General features: G+C 50.2%; 17 protein-coding genes and 1 riboswitch. Of the genes, 14 read left to right on the top strand and 3 right to left on the bottom strand.

Going from position 1 to position 17,974, the window contains the following annotated elements:
* Positions 1 to 17 precede the first annotated feature (17 nt).
* Complete coding sequence (locus WH45_RS11185; RefSeq protein ID WP_046214398.1) at positions 18 to 671, top strand: DUF3298 and DUF4163 domain-containing protein; 654 nt, start codon at positions 18 to 20, stop codon at positions 669 to 671.
* Positions 672 to 823: 152 nt separating this feature from the next.
* On the opposite strand, the gene WH45_RS11180 is transcribed toward WH45_RS11185, so the two are convergent.
* Entirely contained in the window at positions 824 to 2,317 is a 1,494-nt protein-coding gene (locus tag WH45_RS11180) for a glycoside hydrolase family 30 protein (protein WP_046214397.1), read from the bottom strand.
* 249 nt (positions 2,318 to 2,566) lie between these two features.
* Positions 2,567 to 2,908: a protein YmzB gene (locus WH45_RS11175; RefSeq protein ID WP_046214396.1), complete on the bottom strand. Its 342-nt coding sequence runs from the start codon at positions 2,906 to 2,908 to the stop codon at positions 2,567 to 2,569.
* Between the two features lie 435 nt (positions 2,909 to 3,343).
* Between WH45_RS11175 and WH45_RS11170 the strand changes: the two genes are divergently transcribed.
* The 3 genes from WH45_RS11170 to WH45_RS11160 all read left to right on the top strand — a co-directional run bounded on the left by WH45_RS11170 (position 3,344) and on the right by WH45_RS11160 (position 6,833).
* The gene (locus WH45_RS11170; RefSeq protein WP_046214395.1) at positions 3,344 to 3,715 is read left to right on the top strand and encodes a hypothetical protein; all 372 of its coding nucleotides are present in this window, start codon (positions 3,344 to 3,346) and stop codon (positions 3,713 to 3,715) included.
* Between the two features lie 207 nt (positions 3,716 to 3,922).
* Positions 3,923 to 4,690 (top strand): TIM barrel protein, encoded by a 768-nt coding sequence (locus tag WH45_RS11165; RefSeq protein WP_046214394.1) that lies wholly within the window; start codon positions 3,923 to 3,925, stop codon positions 4,688 to 4,690.
* 397 nt (positions 4,691 to 5,087) lie between these two features.
* A riboswitch (purine riboswitch) is annotated at positions 5,088 to 5,187 on the top strand.
* Between the two features lie 182 nt (positions 5,188 to 5,369).
* Positions 5,370 to 6,833 (top strand): NAD(P)/FAD-dependent oxidoreductase, encoded by a 1,464-nt coding sequence (locus tag WH45_RS11160; protein ID WP_046214393.1) that lies wholly within the window; start codon positions 5,370 to 5,372, stop codon positions 6,831 to 6,833.
* A 349-nt stretch (positions 6,834 to 7,182) separates the two neighbouring features.
* On the opposite strand, the gene WH45_RS11155 is transcribed toward WH45_RS11160, so the two are convergent.
* On the bottom strand, positions 7,183 to 8,028 hold the full coding sequence (locus WH45_RS11155) for an alpha/beta hydrolase family protein (protein ID WP_046214392.1): 846 nt from the start codon (positions 8,026 to 8,028) through the stop codon (positions 7,183 to 7,185).
* 96 nt (positions 8,029 to 8,124) lie between these two features.
* Here WH45_RS11155 and pxpB point away from each other — a divergent pair, with 96 nt between their 5' ends.
* From pxpB to WH45_RS11100, 10 genes are all read left to right on the top strand, one after another.
* Positions 8,125 to 8,934, top strand: coding sequence for a 5-oxoprolinase subunit PxpB (gene pxpB / locus WH45_RS11150; RefSeq protein WP_152663541.1), 810 nt, complete (start codon positions 8,125 to 8,127; stop codon positions 8,932 to 8,934).
* Positions 8,931 to 9,935, top strand: coding sequence for a 5-oxoprolinase subunit C family protein (locus WH45_RS11145; RefSeq protein WP_046214391.1), 1,005 nt, complete (start codon positions 8,931 to 8,933; stop codon positions 9,933 to 9,935). Before pxpB ends, WH45_RS11145 begins: the two co-directional genes overlap by 4 nt.
* 23 nt (positions 9,936 to 9,958) lie before the next feature.
* A complete protein-coding gene (locus WH45_RS11140; protein WP_046214390.1) occupies positions 9,959 to 10,726 on the top strand; it encodes a LamB/YcsF family protein in 768 nt (255 codons plus the stop codon).
* Positions 10,727 to 10,741: 15 nt separating this feature from the next.
* Entirely contained in the window at positions 10,742 to 11,608 is an 867-nt protein-coding gene (locus tag WH45_RS11135; protein WP_046214389.1) for a DMT family transporter, read from the top strand.
* Between the two features lie 90 nt (positions 11,609 to 11,698).
* Positions 11,699 to 12,712: a TRM11 family SAM-dependent methyltransferase gene (locus WH45_RS11130; protein WP_324292930.1), complete on the top strand. Its 1,014-nt coding sequence runs from the start codon at positions 11,699 to 11,701 to the stop codon at positions 12,710 to 12,712.
* Positions 12,713 to 12,929: 217 nt separating this feature from the next.
* Positions 12,930 to 14,624, top strand: coding sequence for a M3 family oligoendopeptidase (locus WH45_RS11125; RefSeq protein ID WP_046214388.1), 1,695 nt, complete (start codon positions 12,930 to 12,932; stop codon positions 14,622 to 14,624).
* Between the two features lie 333 nt (positions 14,625 to 14,957).
* Positions 14,958 to 16,172, top strand: a complete 1,215-nt coding sequence (yqeK, locus tag WH45_RS23150; protein WP_162198446.1) for a bis(5'-nucleosyl)-tetraphosphatase (symmetrical) YqeK — start codon at positions 14,958 to 14,960, stop codon at positions 16,170 to 16,172.
* Entirely contained in the window at positions 16,172 to 16,723 is a 552-nt protein-coding gene (locus tag WH45_RS11110; RefSeq protein ID WP_082096727.1) for a GNAT family N-acetyltransferase, read from the top strand. The genes yqeK and WH45_RS11110 overlap by 1 nt, the downstream gene beginning before the upstream one ends.
* A 198-nt stretch (positions 16,724 to 16,921) precedes the next feature.
* Positions 16,922 to 17,452 carry an NUDIX domain-containing protein gene (locus tag WH45_RS11105; RefSeq protein ID WP_046214387.1) on the top strand — a complete coding sequence of 177 codons (531 nt, stop codon included), beginning with the start codon at positions 16,922 to 16,924 and terminating at the stop codon, positions 17,450 to 17,452.
* Between the two features lie 28 nt (positions 17,453 to 17,480).
* Positions 17,481 to 17,960: a VanZ family protein gene (locus WH45_RS11100; RefSeq protein ID WP_046214386.1), complete on the top strand. Its 480-nt coding sequence runs from the start codon at positions 17,481 to 17,483 to the stop codon at positions 17,958 to 17,960.
* Positions 17,961 to 17,974 lie beyond the last annotated feature (14 nt).

Here is a 17,974-nt window from a genome sequence, read left to right as displayed (position 1 = left end):
AAATCAGGAGGATTATTATGAAACGGAAATGGTTTTATTTTGTAGTAGCTTTGTTGTTTATTGGTGTATTGGCTCATCCTGAGTCTGGCTCAGCAGATTCTACAAATACAGTGACTACTAAGGTTATGGTATATAAAGGCCAACAATACATACAGCTGGCTGGAGGAGACAGAGTAGTTATCAATAAATTGAACAAATTATTCAAAGAACATGCAGTAAAGGCTGCGAGCTCTAACCGGAAGCTTAAAAAAGAGAATGCCAGTTATTCCTACACTACACAAGCAAGTACTAAATATAATAAGGCTAATAAAATTTCTGTTATGTATACAGATTATGTTTATACAGGTGGAGCTCATGGAATGTATGGGATAGTTATGTATAATTACGATTTGAAAACAGGAAAATCATACGAATTGAAGGACTATATTCAAAACCAGACACAAAAAAATAATCTTAAAAATGCAATCTCTGCAAGCTTACAAGCGAAGTACGATGCGGGAGAAAATGTGTTTGAAGATCGAATTTATGATTTTCCGCTAGAAGTAAATACGGATTTTTACTACTATCAAAAAGGTATTGTAGTTGTATTTTATCCTTATGAAGTGGCTCCTTATGCCGAAGGAATAGTTAGTATCAAGGTACCGTTTGATACAATTAACAAAACAAATTAAAACAGAGGTGCAAGCTTTCTGTTTTAATGATAAAACGAATTGCTGCAGTCATCAAAAAATCGCTCTGATCCTGCATCCCGTTTATCCAGACGGGGTTGGCAGCTCAGAGCGATTTTTTGCTGTTCCTACTTATGCATGCTGCAGCGTGAGGATTACCACTTCAGCGTAACAACCGATTTACCCGGTACCGTATAATTCACAGACTGCCCGTTCCACTGGATTTTGGCGGTTTTCGCAGCATTCTGGGAATTATACAGGACGATCGCTTTGGAACCGTCCGGATTTTTGAAAGCTACGCTCTGCATATCGTCAAATGAATTGGAATCAATCCGGTACGCGCCGGTGTTTACAAATTTGCTGAAATGACCGAGCAGGTAATACTGCTTGGTATAAGTCACTTTGTCTTCGGGGCTGCTGGAGCTGTTATCGGAGTTCTGGATCGTGACCATGCCTTTGTTGGTATTATTGTCTCCAATTACGCTTGGTCCGTCTTTCTGATCCAGCGCGGCATTCCAGAGAATGATCGATTTGGACCAGTTGCGGGTCATGCCGATAAACTCATTGATCATGTTGTCAAAGCCCTGGGTAGTGCCATTCACCGGGTCATTCCATGTACCGAATCCGCCTTCGGTAAACCAGATGTCCTTGTCCGGATGGGCATTGTGCATGCTGGTCATCGCGGTAAAGTCACCGCCATAATGGTGGAAAGCACTGCCTGCGACGTACTGGGATTTGCCATTGTCCTTGAGTCCCTGGATCACGGTTTTGGGGAACGTCCAGTTATCATAGTTGTGATCATAGGCGATAATTTTGGTGTTCAGCCCGGCAGCTTTGAGCGCAGGTCCCAGATAATCGCCGATCATACCGATCTGATCCTGTTCATTCATGAGCATGCCCGGATAGCGGCCCGGCTCGAACAGCGGTTCATTTTGCGGCGTTACCGCATAGATGGGAATACCTTGAGCCTGATAGGCCTGTATGAATTTGACGAAATAATTGGCATATACCGGATAGTTCTCGGCTTTGAGCTTGCCGGTACCGTTTTTGTCATTGGTTGTATATTTCATCCAGGCCGGTGCGCTCCATGGAGATGCGATGAATTTGATATTCGGATTTTTGGACAGCGCGGACTTGATCATCGGGATAATGTAGGACTGATCCCGGGAAATGCTGAACTGGTTCAGCGCTGTGTCGCTAGCGGTATCGTCATACGTATACGTGCTCCAGGCAAAGTCGCTCGCACCTATCGGTTGGCGCAGCATGCTCATACGGATGCCGGAAGTACCGAACAGGTTATCCATCACTTCATTACGCTTGGTGCTGCTGAGCTTATAATTGAGCAGCCAGGCAGCAGAGTCCGTCATCGATACGCCAAAACCGTCCATCTGCTGATACGTTTTGCCTTCGTTAACGGTAAACGTATAATCGGCACTTCCAGTACCGGCAGCGAAGGTCAGGTCACCCTGGCGGATGAGCCTTGTATCCGGACGAAGACCGACACTTGGCTCGCTGTGGGGATCGGCTGTCGTCAGCCAGACCTGGGCTTTTTCGTTGGCAGCATGCGCCGAAGGTGCAAGCGAGACGAGTGGAGTGATAGCAAGGGAACTGAGCAAGGCAAGCTGCAGTCCCTTTTTAAACATGGACATTGTAAAACACCTCTCCTTCCAATCGTGTAAACGTTATCAATTACATATGGAATAAATTATCAATAGAAGAGTTGTTTTACAATATGAAGAAGCATGTCTGGTAGAAATGCACTGTGGATGCGTAGAAATGCATACATGAAGAGAGCCGATCAATACGTGCATGGCGTGGGAAAGACAACAGAGGAGGTAGGTGACGTCCTATTTATATGCCAAAAAACAGGCAGAGCATAATGCCCTGCCTGTCTCTATTTATTTTATGCTTAATGTGTAGGCAGCCCGCTCGGTGTTCAGCTGTACACGGGAGTCACTGATCTCATCGATCCGCAGATCGTGGGTGATAATCTCGTACGTATCACGGGGTACCTGGACTTCTTCGCCATCGGCGTTCTGGGTAACTCCCTCACCGCGCAGCAGCAGCGCGCTTTCCAGGTAATCATCGATTTCATTGTCTTCATTTCTTTCGTCAATATCCGACAGGGTGAAGTGAACAATGTCGGTATCATCCAGCTCTTTTTTCTCAATAATAATCGTGTTGTTTTTGTGCTGGTCCAGCCAGTCTCTGAGGGTCTGAATATCGTTGGTTTCTGTCATAGGTATCATTCCTTTACTGGTTTATAAGAAAGTCTGGTAGAATTCATGCTCTGATGACTGCTTGTATCAACGGATTGGAGCATGATGGGGCAATAATATGTCTATGGACCATCATTCTCCGGCTTGGCTGTCAGAAAGAGTTACATACACAGCCGAGCTGGACAGTCTCTATAACTATTCAATTACCCTGCCTTGCAGATTCGTAATCGCTGCAGTATATGAAAATGCATGAACAGGCAATATTGTGGGTCTTTTACCGCATTTACAGCCGCCAAAGGATCAGCCATAATTTAGTTAGTTCTGTCAGCGGAAGGCAGTTGATGCGTTCTGTACACAGCTGCGCTCGGGTCCAATAACTTCATTTTCAAATACAAAAGCTCATACACATAGATCAGAGCGGGTCCGGAAGCACCGGACGGATAAGGAGGAGAATGGATGAATGATGGAAACAACGGGCAAGTGCGTGAGATGAATTATCATATCGTTGCGCTGCATATGATGCAGTGGAATCCGATGAATCTGAGGGAATGGTGTCTTCCTGACGAATACAGTATCGAAATCGAACATATTATCAAAGTCCTGCCGCATGTCAACTCATCGGATGAGCTGGGAGAGCAGTTGTACTGGATTATGCAGAAATATTTTGGCGTCTATGCGGGCTGTACTATTCAGGAATGTGCAGCGGTGGCAGTGGGTATCTATGCCGATATCCAGGCACAGCAGCGTCCGCAGCCGTTTGCCGCTTTTCAATTTTATGACGAACAACTCCTCTTTGGTACATACACAAGCAGATCTTATAAAAAGTAAAATGATATCATATCGTACAGGGAGACTGTGTGCAGATTATGCTGCAGCTAACAGACTCTCATAGTTACGGAGCATGATGTCATCATCTTAAAAGCACGGACAAGCCGGATGGTTCCCAGGCAAAAGAGGGAAAATCCGGTTGGTCCGTGCCTTTTTGGTTTATACATATTCTGGAATGACCTATACAATGAGATGAGGTGCAGATTGATGAGAATATCGTATAATACAGAGTCCCTTTTTGAAGGAAGAGATATTCTGGATGTGATGCAGGTTCTGCATGCGCATGGGCTGGATATCGTCGAATTCTGGTCATGGGAAGACAAGGACCTGGAAGGAATCAACCGACTTCGGCATGAGCTGGGGATGGAAGTGGCCTCGATCGTTGTCAAACTCGCAACAATGCTGGAACCGGACAAGCGGGATGAAGCGATCGACGGGATCCGGCGTACGGCAGAAGCTGCGCGCTCACTGGATTGTACCCGAATGGTGCATACGATTGGCTTTGAGAAAGAAGGCATGAGCCGGGATGAGATGCAGCAGAGTCTGATCGATGGACTCAAAGCCGCTATCCCGGTTCTCGAAGAATACGGTGTGACCACCTGTATTGAACCGCTGAACACAACCGCAGACAAAGAGCTGAGCGGTTACTTCCTCAATACATCCCAGCAGGCATTCGATATTGTCGCCGAGGTGAATCATCCGCTCGTCAAAGTCTGTTACGATATGTACCATGTGCAGGTGATGGAGGGCAATGTACTGCCGCGTCTGCAAAACAATATTCATCATGTGGGTCATATTCAGGCTGCCGGTGCGCCTGGTCGTCATGAGCTGTTCATCAGCGAGCTGAATTATGATTATGTATTTGATGCGATCAAGCAGATGGATTATAACGGTTATGTAGGTATTGAGTATTTCCCGATTCATGATCCGATTGATGATCTGGTACGGATCAAGGAGAAGTTCCACACTGGCTGACTGGGACAGCGATAGTAATGGTAGATTCAGATCCCGGATAGGGATAAGCGGATAGAAGAGAAGCACGATAAAAGGCATTTCACAGGAGGATATGGATTCTGCAGGACTTTTAATAAAATATATGTTTGTTCCTGCCCTTCACGTTCATGTGGAGGGTGTTTTTATGAGTTTAAATAATTAAATAAGAGAACGATGAGTTTGATTTTGTATACTATCGTTCGTTTAAATGAGGGTATAGAAGTTTTATATTAGCTTTATTTCAACTGACACCTCCAAAAACCGAACAATATTCATCAATTACACTTGACCATGCAGATAATTTTCGCTAATATACCACTGTAGGCCGATAAAAACGGCTGAATTTACTGAAATTCCACTTTATAGACGTACATTATAAATAATATGACGATTAAATATTCGTATATCCCCGAAAATAGGGTTTGGGGGTCTCTACAAGGAACCGCAAATTCCTGGCTACGGATAGGATGCTTTGGCATACCTGTTCGCAAGCCGGGGATTTTTTGTGCGTTTTGGAGAACAGAGCAGGTATCCAACATTATTAATTATGTAATTAAAAGTAAAATTTTACTTATTAATCTATCCAGTCGGATCACGCAGTATAATACAAATATCAGGCTGCACACATCCCATCCGGCATTATGCTCATCAGGAGGATATTATGACAAAATATGATTGTATCGTAGTAGGCGCAGGACCCGCAGGAATCTTTGCATGTTATGAATTGACACGGATTGCACCGGAATGGAAAGTCCTTTTGATTGATAAAGGCCATGATATCTACCGTCGCAACTGTCCAATTATGCAGGAGAAAATCCAGTTCTGCCCACCGCCCGCAGGGAAAAAGGACTTTGCCGGCTGTCTGCCTGCATGTTCGGTAACGGCAGGCTTCGGTGGAGCCGGGGCTTACAGCGATGGCAAATTTAATATTACGACGGAGTTCGGCGGCTGGCTGACCGATTACCTGGCTCCATCCAAGGTCGAAGATCTGATCCGGTATGTGGATTCCATCAATCTGGAGCACGGCGCTACCGAGATGATCACGGACCCAACGACAGATGTGATCCGGGATATTGAGCAGCGCGGTTACGCTTCGGGTCTGAAGCTGCTGCGTGCCCAGGTGCGCCATCTCGGCACCGAGCAGAATCTGGAGATTCTGAAGTCCATTTATGAATATCTGAACACCCGGATTGATATGGTCTACAAGACAGAGGTGGAAGATATCCTGACGATCAAGGAAGACGGCAAGCATCGAATTACAGGCATCGTAACCAAAAAGGGAGACACCTACGAGTCCGCGAATGTGATGATCGCTCCGGGGCGTGATGGTTCAGCCTGGCTGACCGATATCCTCAAAAAGCGCCGCCTGAAAATGTACAATAACCAGGTGGATGTGGGTGTACGTGTCGAGACATCCGATGTGGTCATGCAGGAGATTAACAAGCATCTGTATGAAGGCAAATTTATCTATAATACATCTGTCGGTACACGGGTGCGTACATTTTGCAGTAATCCGTCCGGACATGTCGTGGTCGAGAATCACAGCGGCGTGATGGCGGCCAATGGTCACTCTTTCAAAGATCCGGCGCTCGGTTCGCGCAATACGAACTTTGCCCTGCTCGTGTCGCACAAATTTACGGAGCCGTTCGACAAGCCGAATGAATATGCTCGTGAAATCTGCCGCCGGGCGAACGATCTGTCCAGCGGAGGCGTTATCGTACAGAAGTTCGGCGATATCCTGCGCGGCCGCCGCTCTACTGCCGACCGGATCAAGGAAGGATTCCTCGAACCAACACTGAAAGAAGCGGTGCCGGGCGATCTCGGTCTGGTGCTGCCATATAATACCATGAAGAGTCTGATCGAGATGGTGCAGGCGCTGGAAGGCGTCACACCGGGCATTGCTTCCGAGCATACGCTGTTCTACGGAGTGGAAGCCAAATTCTATTCCGCCCGTCCCAAGCTGGATGAGAATCTGGAGACTGAGATTGATGGACTGTACTGCGGCGGCGACGGTGCGGGTGTGACACGTGGTCTGGCCCAGGCCGGAGCAGCCGGTATATGGATCGCCCGCAGCATGTTCACCAAGACGGGCAGCAGCAGCCGGGTACCTGCGACAGTTGTCTAAACCCCGGCTGTCATATCCGCCGCTATGTCTGGCTTGAACAAGATTCGATAAACGATTCATTAGCCTCGTATGCAGCAGCCAGCACAGCTCGTATGCAGCAGCCAGCACAGTCGGTATAGTAATCTTATGTTCTGACCAGAGAACATAGAAGCTGTTATGGGAGCTATTAGCTGCTGGAAGGATTACAGACAGTATGAAGTCGTGAAAAAAGCAATCATTAAACGAAGATTGTATACAGTCCACACGAATAAACAACACCAATAAAAAAGCTGCCGGATGCGTTCCGGCAGCTTTTTCTCGCAAAAGAAGATATGGAGAGATGCAGTTGATCTGAAGTGTATTTATAATTCTATTCCTGCTCGATCCATGCAAACATCGCGGCAATAGACTGCTTGTGCACCTCTTCGGGCATATGATGACCATACTCTTCATAGATCTGTACATCATATGGCTTGCCCAGCTCCTCCAGTCGTCTGATCATGCGGTCAGCGTGGCTGAAGTCTACCTGCAGATCCTGCCGCCCGTGAATGATCAGCACAGGACAATCAATCCGTTCTGCCAGTGCTGCCGGTGAGCGGGCTTCATACCGCTCGGGGTACTTGCCTGTCGAGCCGCCGACTACCCGTTTGAGCATACGGCGCAGATCGATTCTCTCCTCATACGTATGAGCCAGATCGGATACACCGCCCCACAGAATCAATCGATGAATCGGTGGCTGAACGGATTGTACAGTGGTCAGTGTCGCATTGACCGAACCACGGGAGAAGCCCATGACCGAGATCTGCTGTTCATCCGTAAATGGCAGCTGGCTCAGCCAGCGAATACCAGACAGCACATCCTCCACATCACCACCGCCGAATTCATCGCGTCCCTGACCGCCCTCCGCGCCGCGATAGCAGGGAGCAAATACGATATGCCCATGCTGGGCAAACCGCTCCAGCCAGTCCATACGCACACTGCCCACCCGGCCAATCCCGCCGCGGCAGTATACAAATACAGGATGATTTCCTTCCGTAACCGGTCGGGTCGCCGGACACAGAGGGCAGGCGATCGGCAGAACTTCCAGATCCTCGGTCTCATAAAAGGAATTGAGCCATTCGGCCAGCTGTTCAACAGACGCTGTTACACCATAAGGCAATGCCATGTATCCTTTGACCCGGTAGATGTCCGATATATAGCTAATTTGATAGATCATGGAACTGCACCACCTTCGTTTATTGTTTCAGTAAATCATTATTTTGAAGTTTCATAATCTATGATTGACTCGACAGGGGATGGATGAATAGATAAAATGTCTTATAAAGTGTACCATATTCAGCTCGGTGCGGAAGGAATGAGTACGATGGAGTGGACGATACACCCGCTGGGCGATTCGGCGGTACTGATCGAATTTGGCAGTGGGGTTCAGGAAGATACACTCGCCGTGATCCAGACGGTGGCTCGGCAGATCGAAGAAGACCCGTTTCCCGGCTGGATTGAATGCGTTCCTTCCTATACTACGCTGGCGGTCTATTATGATCTGGCTGTACTGTCTTTGATGAGTCATTCCGGTGATATCGGCGTGTATGAGAAAGTCAGTCAGCTGGTAGAGCAGCGGCTGCTGGCTGCTGTGACCACGGAAGTTGATCAGGACAGCACGATAGTCGAGATCCCGGTCTGTTATGGAGGAGAATACGGACCGGATCTGGAATGGCTGGCGGATGCAAACGGACTGACCGCCGAAGAGGTTATTCATATTCACGCAGGAGCCGAATATACCGTCTATGCGATTGGATTTGCTCCCGGATTTCCCTATCTAGGCGGGATGCCGCCGCAGATTGCTGCGCCGCGCAAAGCAACACCAAGGCTCACTATTCCTGCCGGATCGGTAGGCATTGCCGGCACGCAGACCGGCATTTATCCGCTGGAGACACCGGGCGGCTGGCAGCTGATTGGCCGTACGCCGATTCGGTTATTTCGTCCGGAAGAGTCGCCGCCCAGCCTGCTGCAAAGTGGACACCGGGTTCGATTCCGACCGATTACAGCGGAACAATATGTTCGTCTGCAGCAGCAGGAGTCTGCTGGCTTGTCCCGATCAGACGAGACAGGAGGCTGCGAATGAGCATCATTATAGAGAAACCCGGCCTGTTGACAACGGTACAGGACACTGGACGTACCGGATATGGCAAGTATGGAGTCAGCCTGTCCGGTGCGATGGATCGACCGGCGCATCTGATTGCCAACTGGCTGGTAGGCAATACCGGGCATGAACCGACGCTAGAAATTACGCTAACCGGCTTTGTTGCTGAATTTACGGCAGACTGCTGGATTGCTGTAACCGGCGGTCAGCTGACACCGGTTGTGGATACCGAACTGCTGCCGATGTGGCGCCCTGTATGGGTGCGCAAGGGAAGCCGGTTGTCTTTTAAAAAAGTGGAGTCCGGCTGCCGTGCCTATCTGGCCGTATCTGGCGGCTGGCAGATTCCGCCTGTTATGGGCAGCGCCAGTACCTATCTGCGGGCAGGCATTGGCGGATTGGCAGGCAGAGCGCTGCGCAGTGGAGATATCCTGCATATTCAGCCAGGACAAATGGCACTGCCGGAGTCATCTGGTAAAATGGATGATTCCTCCTCCATCTCTACGGTACCGTGGCAGGTCAGCCGACTGCTGCTGCCGGCTCAGACCGGTCATCCCGTGATTCGTATTCTTCCGGGTCGCCAGTGGGAGGATTTTACACCTGTCAGCCGACAGTCGCTGCTGGAAGACAGCTACCGGGTGACTCCGCAGTCGGACCGAATGGGCTATCGGCTGTCCGGAACGCCGCTGGAATTGAAGACGCCGCAAAATTATATCTCGGAAGCAGTCGCCCATGGTACGATTCAGGTTCCGGCAGACGGTCAGCCGATTGTTCTAATGGCGGATCGGCAGACACTGGGCGGCTATGCCAAAATCGCCCAGGTCATCTCGCTCGATCTATCGGTCATGGCACAGCTCGCCCCCGGTCATACGATCCGCTTTGAACAGGTGTCGATCGCGGAGGCGCAGCGCTGGTACGGAGTATGGGTGAGAGAGCTTCGCATTTTACGGAAAATGATTGAACTAAAACTCAAAGAGCTGCATTGACATCAGGAACAGGAGGAGTGCATATGTATCAGGTGGATCTGAATTGTGATATGGGGGAGAGCTATGGCATATATACGCTGGGAGTGGACGAAGCTATATTTGGCAGCATTACTTCTGCCAATATTGCCTGCGGATTCCATGCCGGTGATCCTTCGGTCATGCGGACAACGGTACGTCAGGCCGTTGCGCACGGAGTGAAGATTGGTGCTCATCCGGGTCTGCCGGATCTGGTTGGATTTGGCCGCAGACGGATGGAGGTCACCCCGACAGAAGTATATGATATGGTCACCTACCAGATCGGAGCGCTGCAGGCATTTGCCAGCCAGGAAGGCAGTAGTCTGCACCATGTCAAGCCGCATGGAGCACTCTATAACATGGCAGCGGTCTCTGCGCCGCTCTCCGATGCGATTGCACAGGCAGTATATGCGGTGAATCCGGGACTGATCCTGTACGGGTTGGCTGGCAGTGAGCTGATTAGCGCCGGGCAGCGTGCGGGTCTGCAGGTCGCAAGTGAAGTATTTGCCGATCGTACCTATCAGCAGGATGGTACACTGACTCCGCGTTCTGCAGCCGGTGCACTCATTACCGATGCGCAGCTGGCAGTGAAGCAGGTGCTGCAGATGGTCACGCAGCAGCGGGTGATCTCTACCGAGGGAACAGAGATACCGATCCAGGCGGATACGATCTGCCTGCACGGAGATGCGGCTTATGCCGTACAGTTTGCCCGGGAGCTGCGCGTACAGCTGGAGCAGCAAGATATTGTGGTACAGGCGGTATCCGCCAATTTATAAATCGGAGTGTACATCATGAATACATTACATAAAAGCGCCCTGGTCCAGCTGATTCTGTCGATGGCCATTTTTGGCTCAGTCGGCTTTTTCTCGGGATTGTCAGGGCTGCCTGCAGTTGAACTGGTCTGGGTGCGCTGCGTCTGTGCGGTTATTCTGATTGGTGGTGTCTGGTGGTTCAGCGGCACGTACCGCAGTGAAGTGTGGCAGCGCCGGGAAGTGGTGTTTGTGCTGCTCTGCGGGACGACGCTGCTGCTGAACTGGGTGTTTCTGTTCAAGTCGTTTGAGCTAACTTCAGTAACGGTAGCGATCTCTCTGTATCATCTGGCACCAGTTATTGCCATGATTCTGGGTAGTGTGATTTTCCGGGAGAAGCTGACCTGGATGGGATTGGGAGCGATTTTGCTCTGTTTTGCCGGTACGCTGCTGATTGTGGGAGCTGGTCAAGGGGGCGGCGGATTCCAGCTGACCGGTGCGATCTATGCGATCATTGCGGCCTTTTTCTATGCGGCGACCATGCTGCTTGGCAAAAGTATCCGCACACTGAGCGTCTATGCGACGACATTTATCCAGATGCTGCTCAGTATGATTCTGCTGCTGCCGTTTATTTCGTGGACCTCCTATCTGAATCTGAGCGAAATGAACTGGACATATTCCATTATTACCGGGTTTGTTCATACGGGGATCGTCTATTTGCTGTTCTATAACAGTGTGCGTTATTTGCCGACCCGGATCATCTCGGCACTTGTCTTTGTTGATCCGGCGGTTGCGATTCTGCTCGATGTGCTGCTGACCGGCTTCCGGCCGGATGGCTGGCAGTGGGGCGGCGTGCTGCTGATCTTTGCGGGTATGTTCTATATTGTAAAGCCGCAGGGAAATAGTTAGTGTACGGATAGCAATAATTTGTTTTATTGTATTTTTTAATGAAATGGAAATATGCATACAGACCTGAAGGTCAGGAAAAGAGGAACATCATTGTCACAACCCGATTCCCATATTCAACCGGCTGCGAGCCAGCCATTATTCCAATCAACCGAACTGCCTGTGCGGTCTCTCGATGATCCCTTTGGCTATATCTACACTTACGCCTGTCATGAAGACGAACAGGAGCTGTGTCATCTGGAGCTGCGCTGTCTGCTTGGACAGAAGCCGGAAGTCCGTCATGTAGAGAGTGTGGTACAGATTCCGCCGGAGCGCAGCCCGTTTATTCATTACCGGCTGGATATTCAGTGTGAAGCTGCGAATCTGGAACAGCTGGAGCAGGCGGTAGAGCAGCTGGATATGAACAACCGGACGTTCAAATTAATCAGTCTGGATGCTGAACAGACATTTACCTATGACGAGAAAAGACAGCTGGAGCGCCGGATCGGCATGCATATTACCGGCAAAGCGCAGATGAAGCAGCCGCAGCAGTTGATCGGTATGACGTACGCGGGCGGTCGCTGGGTAGCCGGCCGCTGTCATGCCTCCGAATCCGTCTGGCTCCGTCACAATGACAAGCCTCGCCATTACTCCACAGCGCTCAGTACCCGGGTAGCCCGGGCGGCCGTCAATATTGCAGTACCTGACACAGCAGCTTCACTGATCGATCCATGCTGCGGCATCGGTACGGTGCTGATTGAGGCGATGTCCATGGGAATTACAGTAACAGGATATGACCTTAATCCGCTGGCAGTGCAGGGTGCGCGTGAGAATCTGACCCACTATAGCATGCCGGATATTGTCAGTCTGGCTGATATGCGGAAGCTGACCGGCCGATATGATGCGCTTATTCTCGATCTGCCCTACAATCTGTGCTCCGTACTGAATGAGCAGGAACGATTGAACATGCTTCTCTCGGCTGCGAGACTGGCCGGGCGGGTACTTGTCATTTCCACCGAGGCGATTGAGTCATCGATAGAACAGGCTGGCATGCAGATCTTGGAGGTCTGCCATATCCGTAAAGGCCATTTTACCCGTTACTTATGGTTATGCGAATCGGTGCGTTAACTGCCGGTTCGCCGGGTAAGGTTCTGTATACAAATGGCAGGGAAAAAGACAGTTATCAGACGATGAATCGGTGCAGATGCCTGTACAATCGGAACATAGCTGTCTGTCAGCGCCATTTATTCAACCATTGGATAAAAAATCTATTCATCTATTGTAAAATTTAGTAACATAGATATATCCGGGAATTCCGAGACTATCGATAGAGAGGTGCACATTTATGAAATTTAGCGAGTTTACGTATAAACGTCCGGATATGGATGTTCTCAAAAAGGATTTTGATCAGCTGCTGCAGCAGTTTAATCAGGCATCCAGCTTTGAAGAGCAGGATCAGGCGATGGCGCAGATCAACAAAATGTTTAACAGTTTCTCCACCCAGGCACAGCTCGTCTCGGTACGCCATTCCATTAATACGAATGATGAGTTCTACAAAACGGAACAGGAGTATATGGATGAGATTGGACCCGTATTCCAGGAATACATAGACAGCTATTACAAAGCACTGGTGAACTCCAGCTTCCGCAGCGAACTGGAACAGAAATGGGGACATCAGCTGTTCGCTTCTGCCGAACTGACACTGAAAACGTTCCATCCCGACATCATCGCCGATCTGCAGCAGGAGAATAAACTGACGACGGCTTACAGTCAGCTGATCGCTTCCGCCAAAATCATGTTTGAAGGCGAAGAGCGCACACTGACCCAGCTGACCCCATTCGAGCAGTCCAAAGACCGCGATATGCGTCAGCGTGCCGGGGAAGCCCGCTATGGATTCATGGCAGAGAACAGCGAAGAGCTGGACCGCATCTATGATGAGCTGGTTAAAGTCCGCACGACGATTGCCCGCAAGCTCGGTTACAGCAGCTTCACGGAACTGGCATATGCACGGATGGGTCGTACCGATTATGGTCCGGAGCAGGTAGAAGCATTCCGCAAGCAGGTACAGGAATATATCGTTCCGGCTGCTGCGCGCCTCAAGGACCGCCAACGTGCCCGCCTTGGTGTGGACCGTCTGTCCTACTTTGACCAGAGCTACAGCTTCCCGACCGGCAATCCGACACCAAAAGGGGATGCCGACTTTATTATCAATAACGGTGCCAAAATGTACTCCGAGCTGTCACCGGAGATCGACCAGTTCTACAAGTTCCTGCAGGACAATGAACTGATGGATCTGCTCAGCAAAAAAGGCAAGATGGGCGGCGGATACTGTACGTTCCTGAACGACTATCAGAGCCCATTTATCTTTGCCAACTTTAACGGCACTTCCGGCGATATTGATGTACTGACACACGAGATGGGCCATGCGTTCCAGGTGTATCAGAGCCGTCACTTCGAGGTGCCGGAATATATCTGGCCGACCTATGAAGCAGCAGAGATTCATTCCATGAGCATGGAGTTCTTTACCTGGCCGTGGATGGAACTGTTCTTCAAGGAAGACACGGACAAGTACAAGTTCGATCATCTGTCCGGCGGACTGCTGTTTATTCCTTACGGGGTAGCGGTGGATGAGTTCCAGCATGTGATCTATAGCAACCCGGAATTGACTCCGGCCGAGCGTAAAGCTGCCTGGAAAGCGGTAGAAGAGAAGTATCTGCCATTCTGGGATCAGAGCGACAATCTGTACCTGCAGAGCGGGGGCTACTGGCAAAAGCAGGGGCATATCTATGAAGCTCCGTTCTACTATATCGATTATACGCTGGCGCAAATCTGTGCTTTCCAGTTCTGGAAACGGATGAATGAAGACCAGCCGGCAGCATGGGCAGACTATGTGAACCTGTGCCGTCAGGGCGGCAGCAAGTCCTTTACCGGACTGGTGGAAGTAGCCGGTCTGATCTCGCCGTTCCAGGAAGGCTGCGTCGCTTCCGTTATCGGTGATATCGAGAACTGGTTGAACAGCATCGACGACAGCAAACTGTAAATGAATGTACCGAATCAAATGGAGTACCGAAGCTGGCCTTAGCCGAACGGATAGTTGTGGCTGTAATGCACGATAACCGGCAGGAGAGGGGATAGAACGGGTAATCCTCGTTAGCCGGGTTTTTGCCCGATTGAACCAAACAGCCTGTCCCCGGACCGATGGATTCTGATATAATCCTGAGTAATCCGTTGGCAGGCTGTTTCTTTATATGTGATACAGGAAGATGATCGACTTAATAATAAGCCTGTTCGGTAAACAGATAGCATCATAACAATAGATGGTCCATGCTTCATAAAAGCTGATTGAATCAAACCTACAGAGAGAAGGATGATCGTGGTATACCGCAACGAAGATTATCCGCTCCGGCATATCCACATCCCGGTCGAACTGGAATTGTATTTTCCGGTTCTGCAGGAGAATGAGACACTACCGGGATATCTGGAGCGCTTTTTTATACATAACAGGGAGCCGGCAACCTGGGTACACTGCTGTCAGGTCGCCCGTCGGGCGGTACAGCTGGCGGAGCAATATGGGCTGGATGCCCGGATCGCGCTGCTGGGAGGCTGGCTGCATGACATTGCCACCGTTATCCCGGATGAGCATAAATTAACACTGGCTGCCCGCTATGAGATCCCGATCCTGCCGGAGGAAAGGAAAGTGCCCTATCTTCTGCACCAGCAGTTGTCCCGCCGGCTGATTGAAAAGGTATTTGGGCTAAAGGAGCCGCAGCTGCTAAGTGCGGTCGGCTGCCATACTACACTTCGTGCAGACATGGAAATGATGGATCAGCTGCTGTTTGCCGCGGATAAGCTTTCCTGGACATCCAGTGACACCGCTCCTTATGTACATCAGATAAACGAAGCGGCAGACCGTTCCCTGGAAGAAGCCGTGCAGATCTATCTGGAGCATGTATGGACGGATACCGCTGGTATTCCCGTGCTGCATCCATGGCTGATTGCGGCCAGATTAACTGTGCAAAGCCGCCAGTATCTGCGAACGCTTCCGGCGCTGTCGGCAGATATTCACTGGGGACCGGTGACCGCGCGTTTTCATGAGCGAATCGATCCTGCCGGACTGGATACAGCGCTGATCAGCAATGTGTCCATCGTCCCGATGGTTGGCGATCGCCTGGTCATGATCCAGCTGGAAGATGGGCGGTGGGAACTGCCGGGCGGTACACTGGAAAAGGATGAACCCTATCTGGATGCGCTGCAGCGAGAAGTGGAAGAGGAGATGGGAGGTATGCTGCTGGATTACCAGGTATTTGGTTATTTCCATTGTGAATCTGCTGCGTCTCTCCCGTACCGCCCGTATATTCCACATCCGCATTTTATTCGTCTGGCCGGGTATGGACAGGTACGGCTGCAGGGTGCGCCGCTCAATCCTCCGGATGGAGAACAGGTGGCACGGGTCGATGTGGTGGATATAGAGGAAGCTGTTGAGCGTCTCCGCAGTACGGGGCGCAGCGATCTGGCCGACTTTTACCGGATGGGTTATTACTGCTGGCAGCAGCAATTCGCAGCCTATTCTCGTGGAACGGAGCTGTAATGATGAAGGATGGACACAGGGATAACCATATGATTCGTCCTGCTCGTCCCGGTGATGAATACGGCATTGCCCGTGTACATGTGAGCAGTTGGCAGACGACTTATGCCGGTATGATGGATGCGGAATTTTTACAGCAGTTATCCGTTACCCAGCGGGAAGAGGGCTGGGCCAGGAGTCTGGGCGAACCGGAGTCCAGACGTTATATTCTCGTGCTGGAGCAGCAGGGGGAGATTACCGGCTTTATCAGCGGCGGAGCCAACCGTCAGCGGGTGGTTCATCATCTGTATGATGCCGAGATCTATGCACTGTATTTGCTGCAATCTGCCCAGAGCAATGGTTACGGGCGCGAGCTGCTCCAGCATATGGCCCGGCTGCTGTATGAAGGGGGATATCGGGCTGCGATTATCGAGGCTCTAAAAGATAACCCGGCTGTGGACTTCTACCGTCATCTGGGTGCGATGCCTCTGTCGGAACAAACGATCAGGGTCGGCGGCAGACTGCACAGGGAAGTTACACTGGGCTGGAAAGATTTGAACGTCCTCCTCCCATAGGTGCATAGGGAGATTAACAGGCGCATGAAATAGATACGGAAAAGTATAAATGATCTCAGCTGTTCATTGTCCGCCAGAAGGACGTCAAGAAGACTAAAAAGCGAATTTTGCGAAGTGAAGCGGGTTACCGTTTTCAGTCTGAGACTCTCAGTTACCTGCTTGGAACAGAGCAATCTGCAGTCAACATGGAGGTGTGTGATGGGCATACGAACTACCTGTCTTTGTCTGATACAGTATAATGATCATTACTTATTTCAGGAAACGCTTCTGAAAAGCAGCGGGCGCATCATGTATCGTCCGGTAGGCGGTACGATGGAGCCGGGTGAGCACAGTCGTCAGACCGTTATCCGGGAAGTCAGAGAAGAGATCGGAGCGGATCTTGTCGATCCGGTGCTCCGTTACATTATCGAAAATCATTACGAAATTCCGGCTCATGAAGCGGCTGAACAGAGTGCTCAGGCAGCTCAGCCAGCCGAAGATACGGTTATAAAAGCAAATGAGTTATGCTTTATCTACACAGCCAGCCTAAAAGATCAGTCGCTGTACAAACAGCCGCATATCACAGGTGTAGAAGGAGATCATACGTACACAGCCGTATGGAAGACGCTGAGAGAGATTCAGCAGGATACGTCAGCCGTTCTCGTTCCGTCCAATCTGCTGGAACTTCTGCTCGCGGAGCAAGAGGGCAGAACATACGAGTCTCCGCTGCATCATTTGATTCGGACATAGACTACATACGATCAGAAAGGGAATAGACATGAACACAGATCAACAACGTATTCAAAATAAACAAAAAGCATCCGCAAGTGCCAATAAACTTTCCGTTCTGCCGATTCTGCTGCTGGCAGGGTATACCTTGCTGCTGTTCTACTGGATGTTTTTCGGATTCGGACGAACCGATCATCCGGGAGCACCCTATCGGTATAACTTGGTTCCTTTTCGAACCGTGATCGATTTTGCGACACTGCGGGTGGGCAGTCCGCTGGATCGGCTGATTAATCTGCTCGGTAATATAGGTGTGTTTGTACCTTTTGGACTGCTGGTACCCTGGATTCGTCGGGTTAAGCTGCGGCGTTTTCTGGTCGGGTTTGTATGCTGCATCTTTGTAGTAGAAGTCATGCAGATGCTGTCCCGGCGGGGAACATTTGATATCGATGATATCTGGCTGAATACGCTGGGCGCCTGGATCGGGTACATGCTGTGGAGTGGAATCCAGCGGCTTGGTTGGCGTAGATAACCCTGACTGTTCCG

Source organism: Paenibacillus wulumuqiensis, assembly GCF_000971965.1.
In the GTDB taxonomy this organism is placed as follows: Bacteria; Bacillota; Bacilli; order Paenibacillales; family Paenibacillaceae; genus Saccharibacillus; species Saccharibacillus wulumuqiensis.
This window is presented reverse-complemented; position numbering and strand designations above follow the sequence as displayed.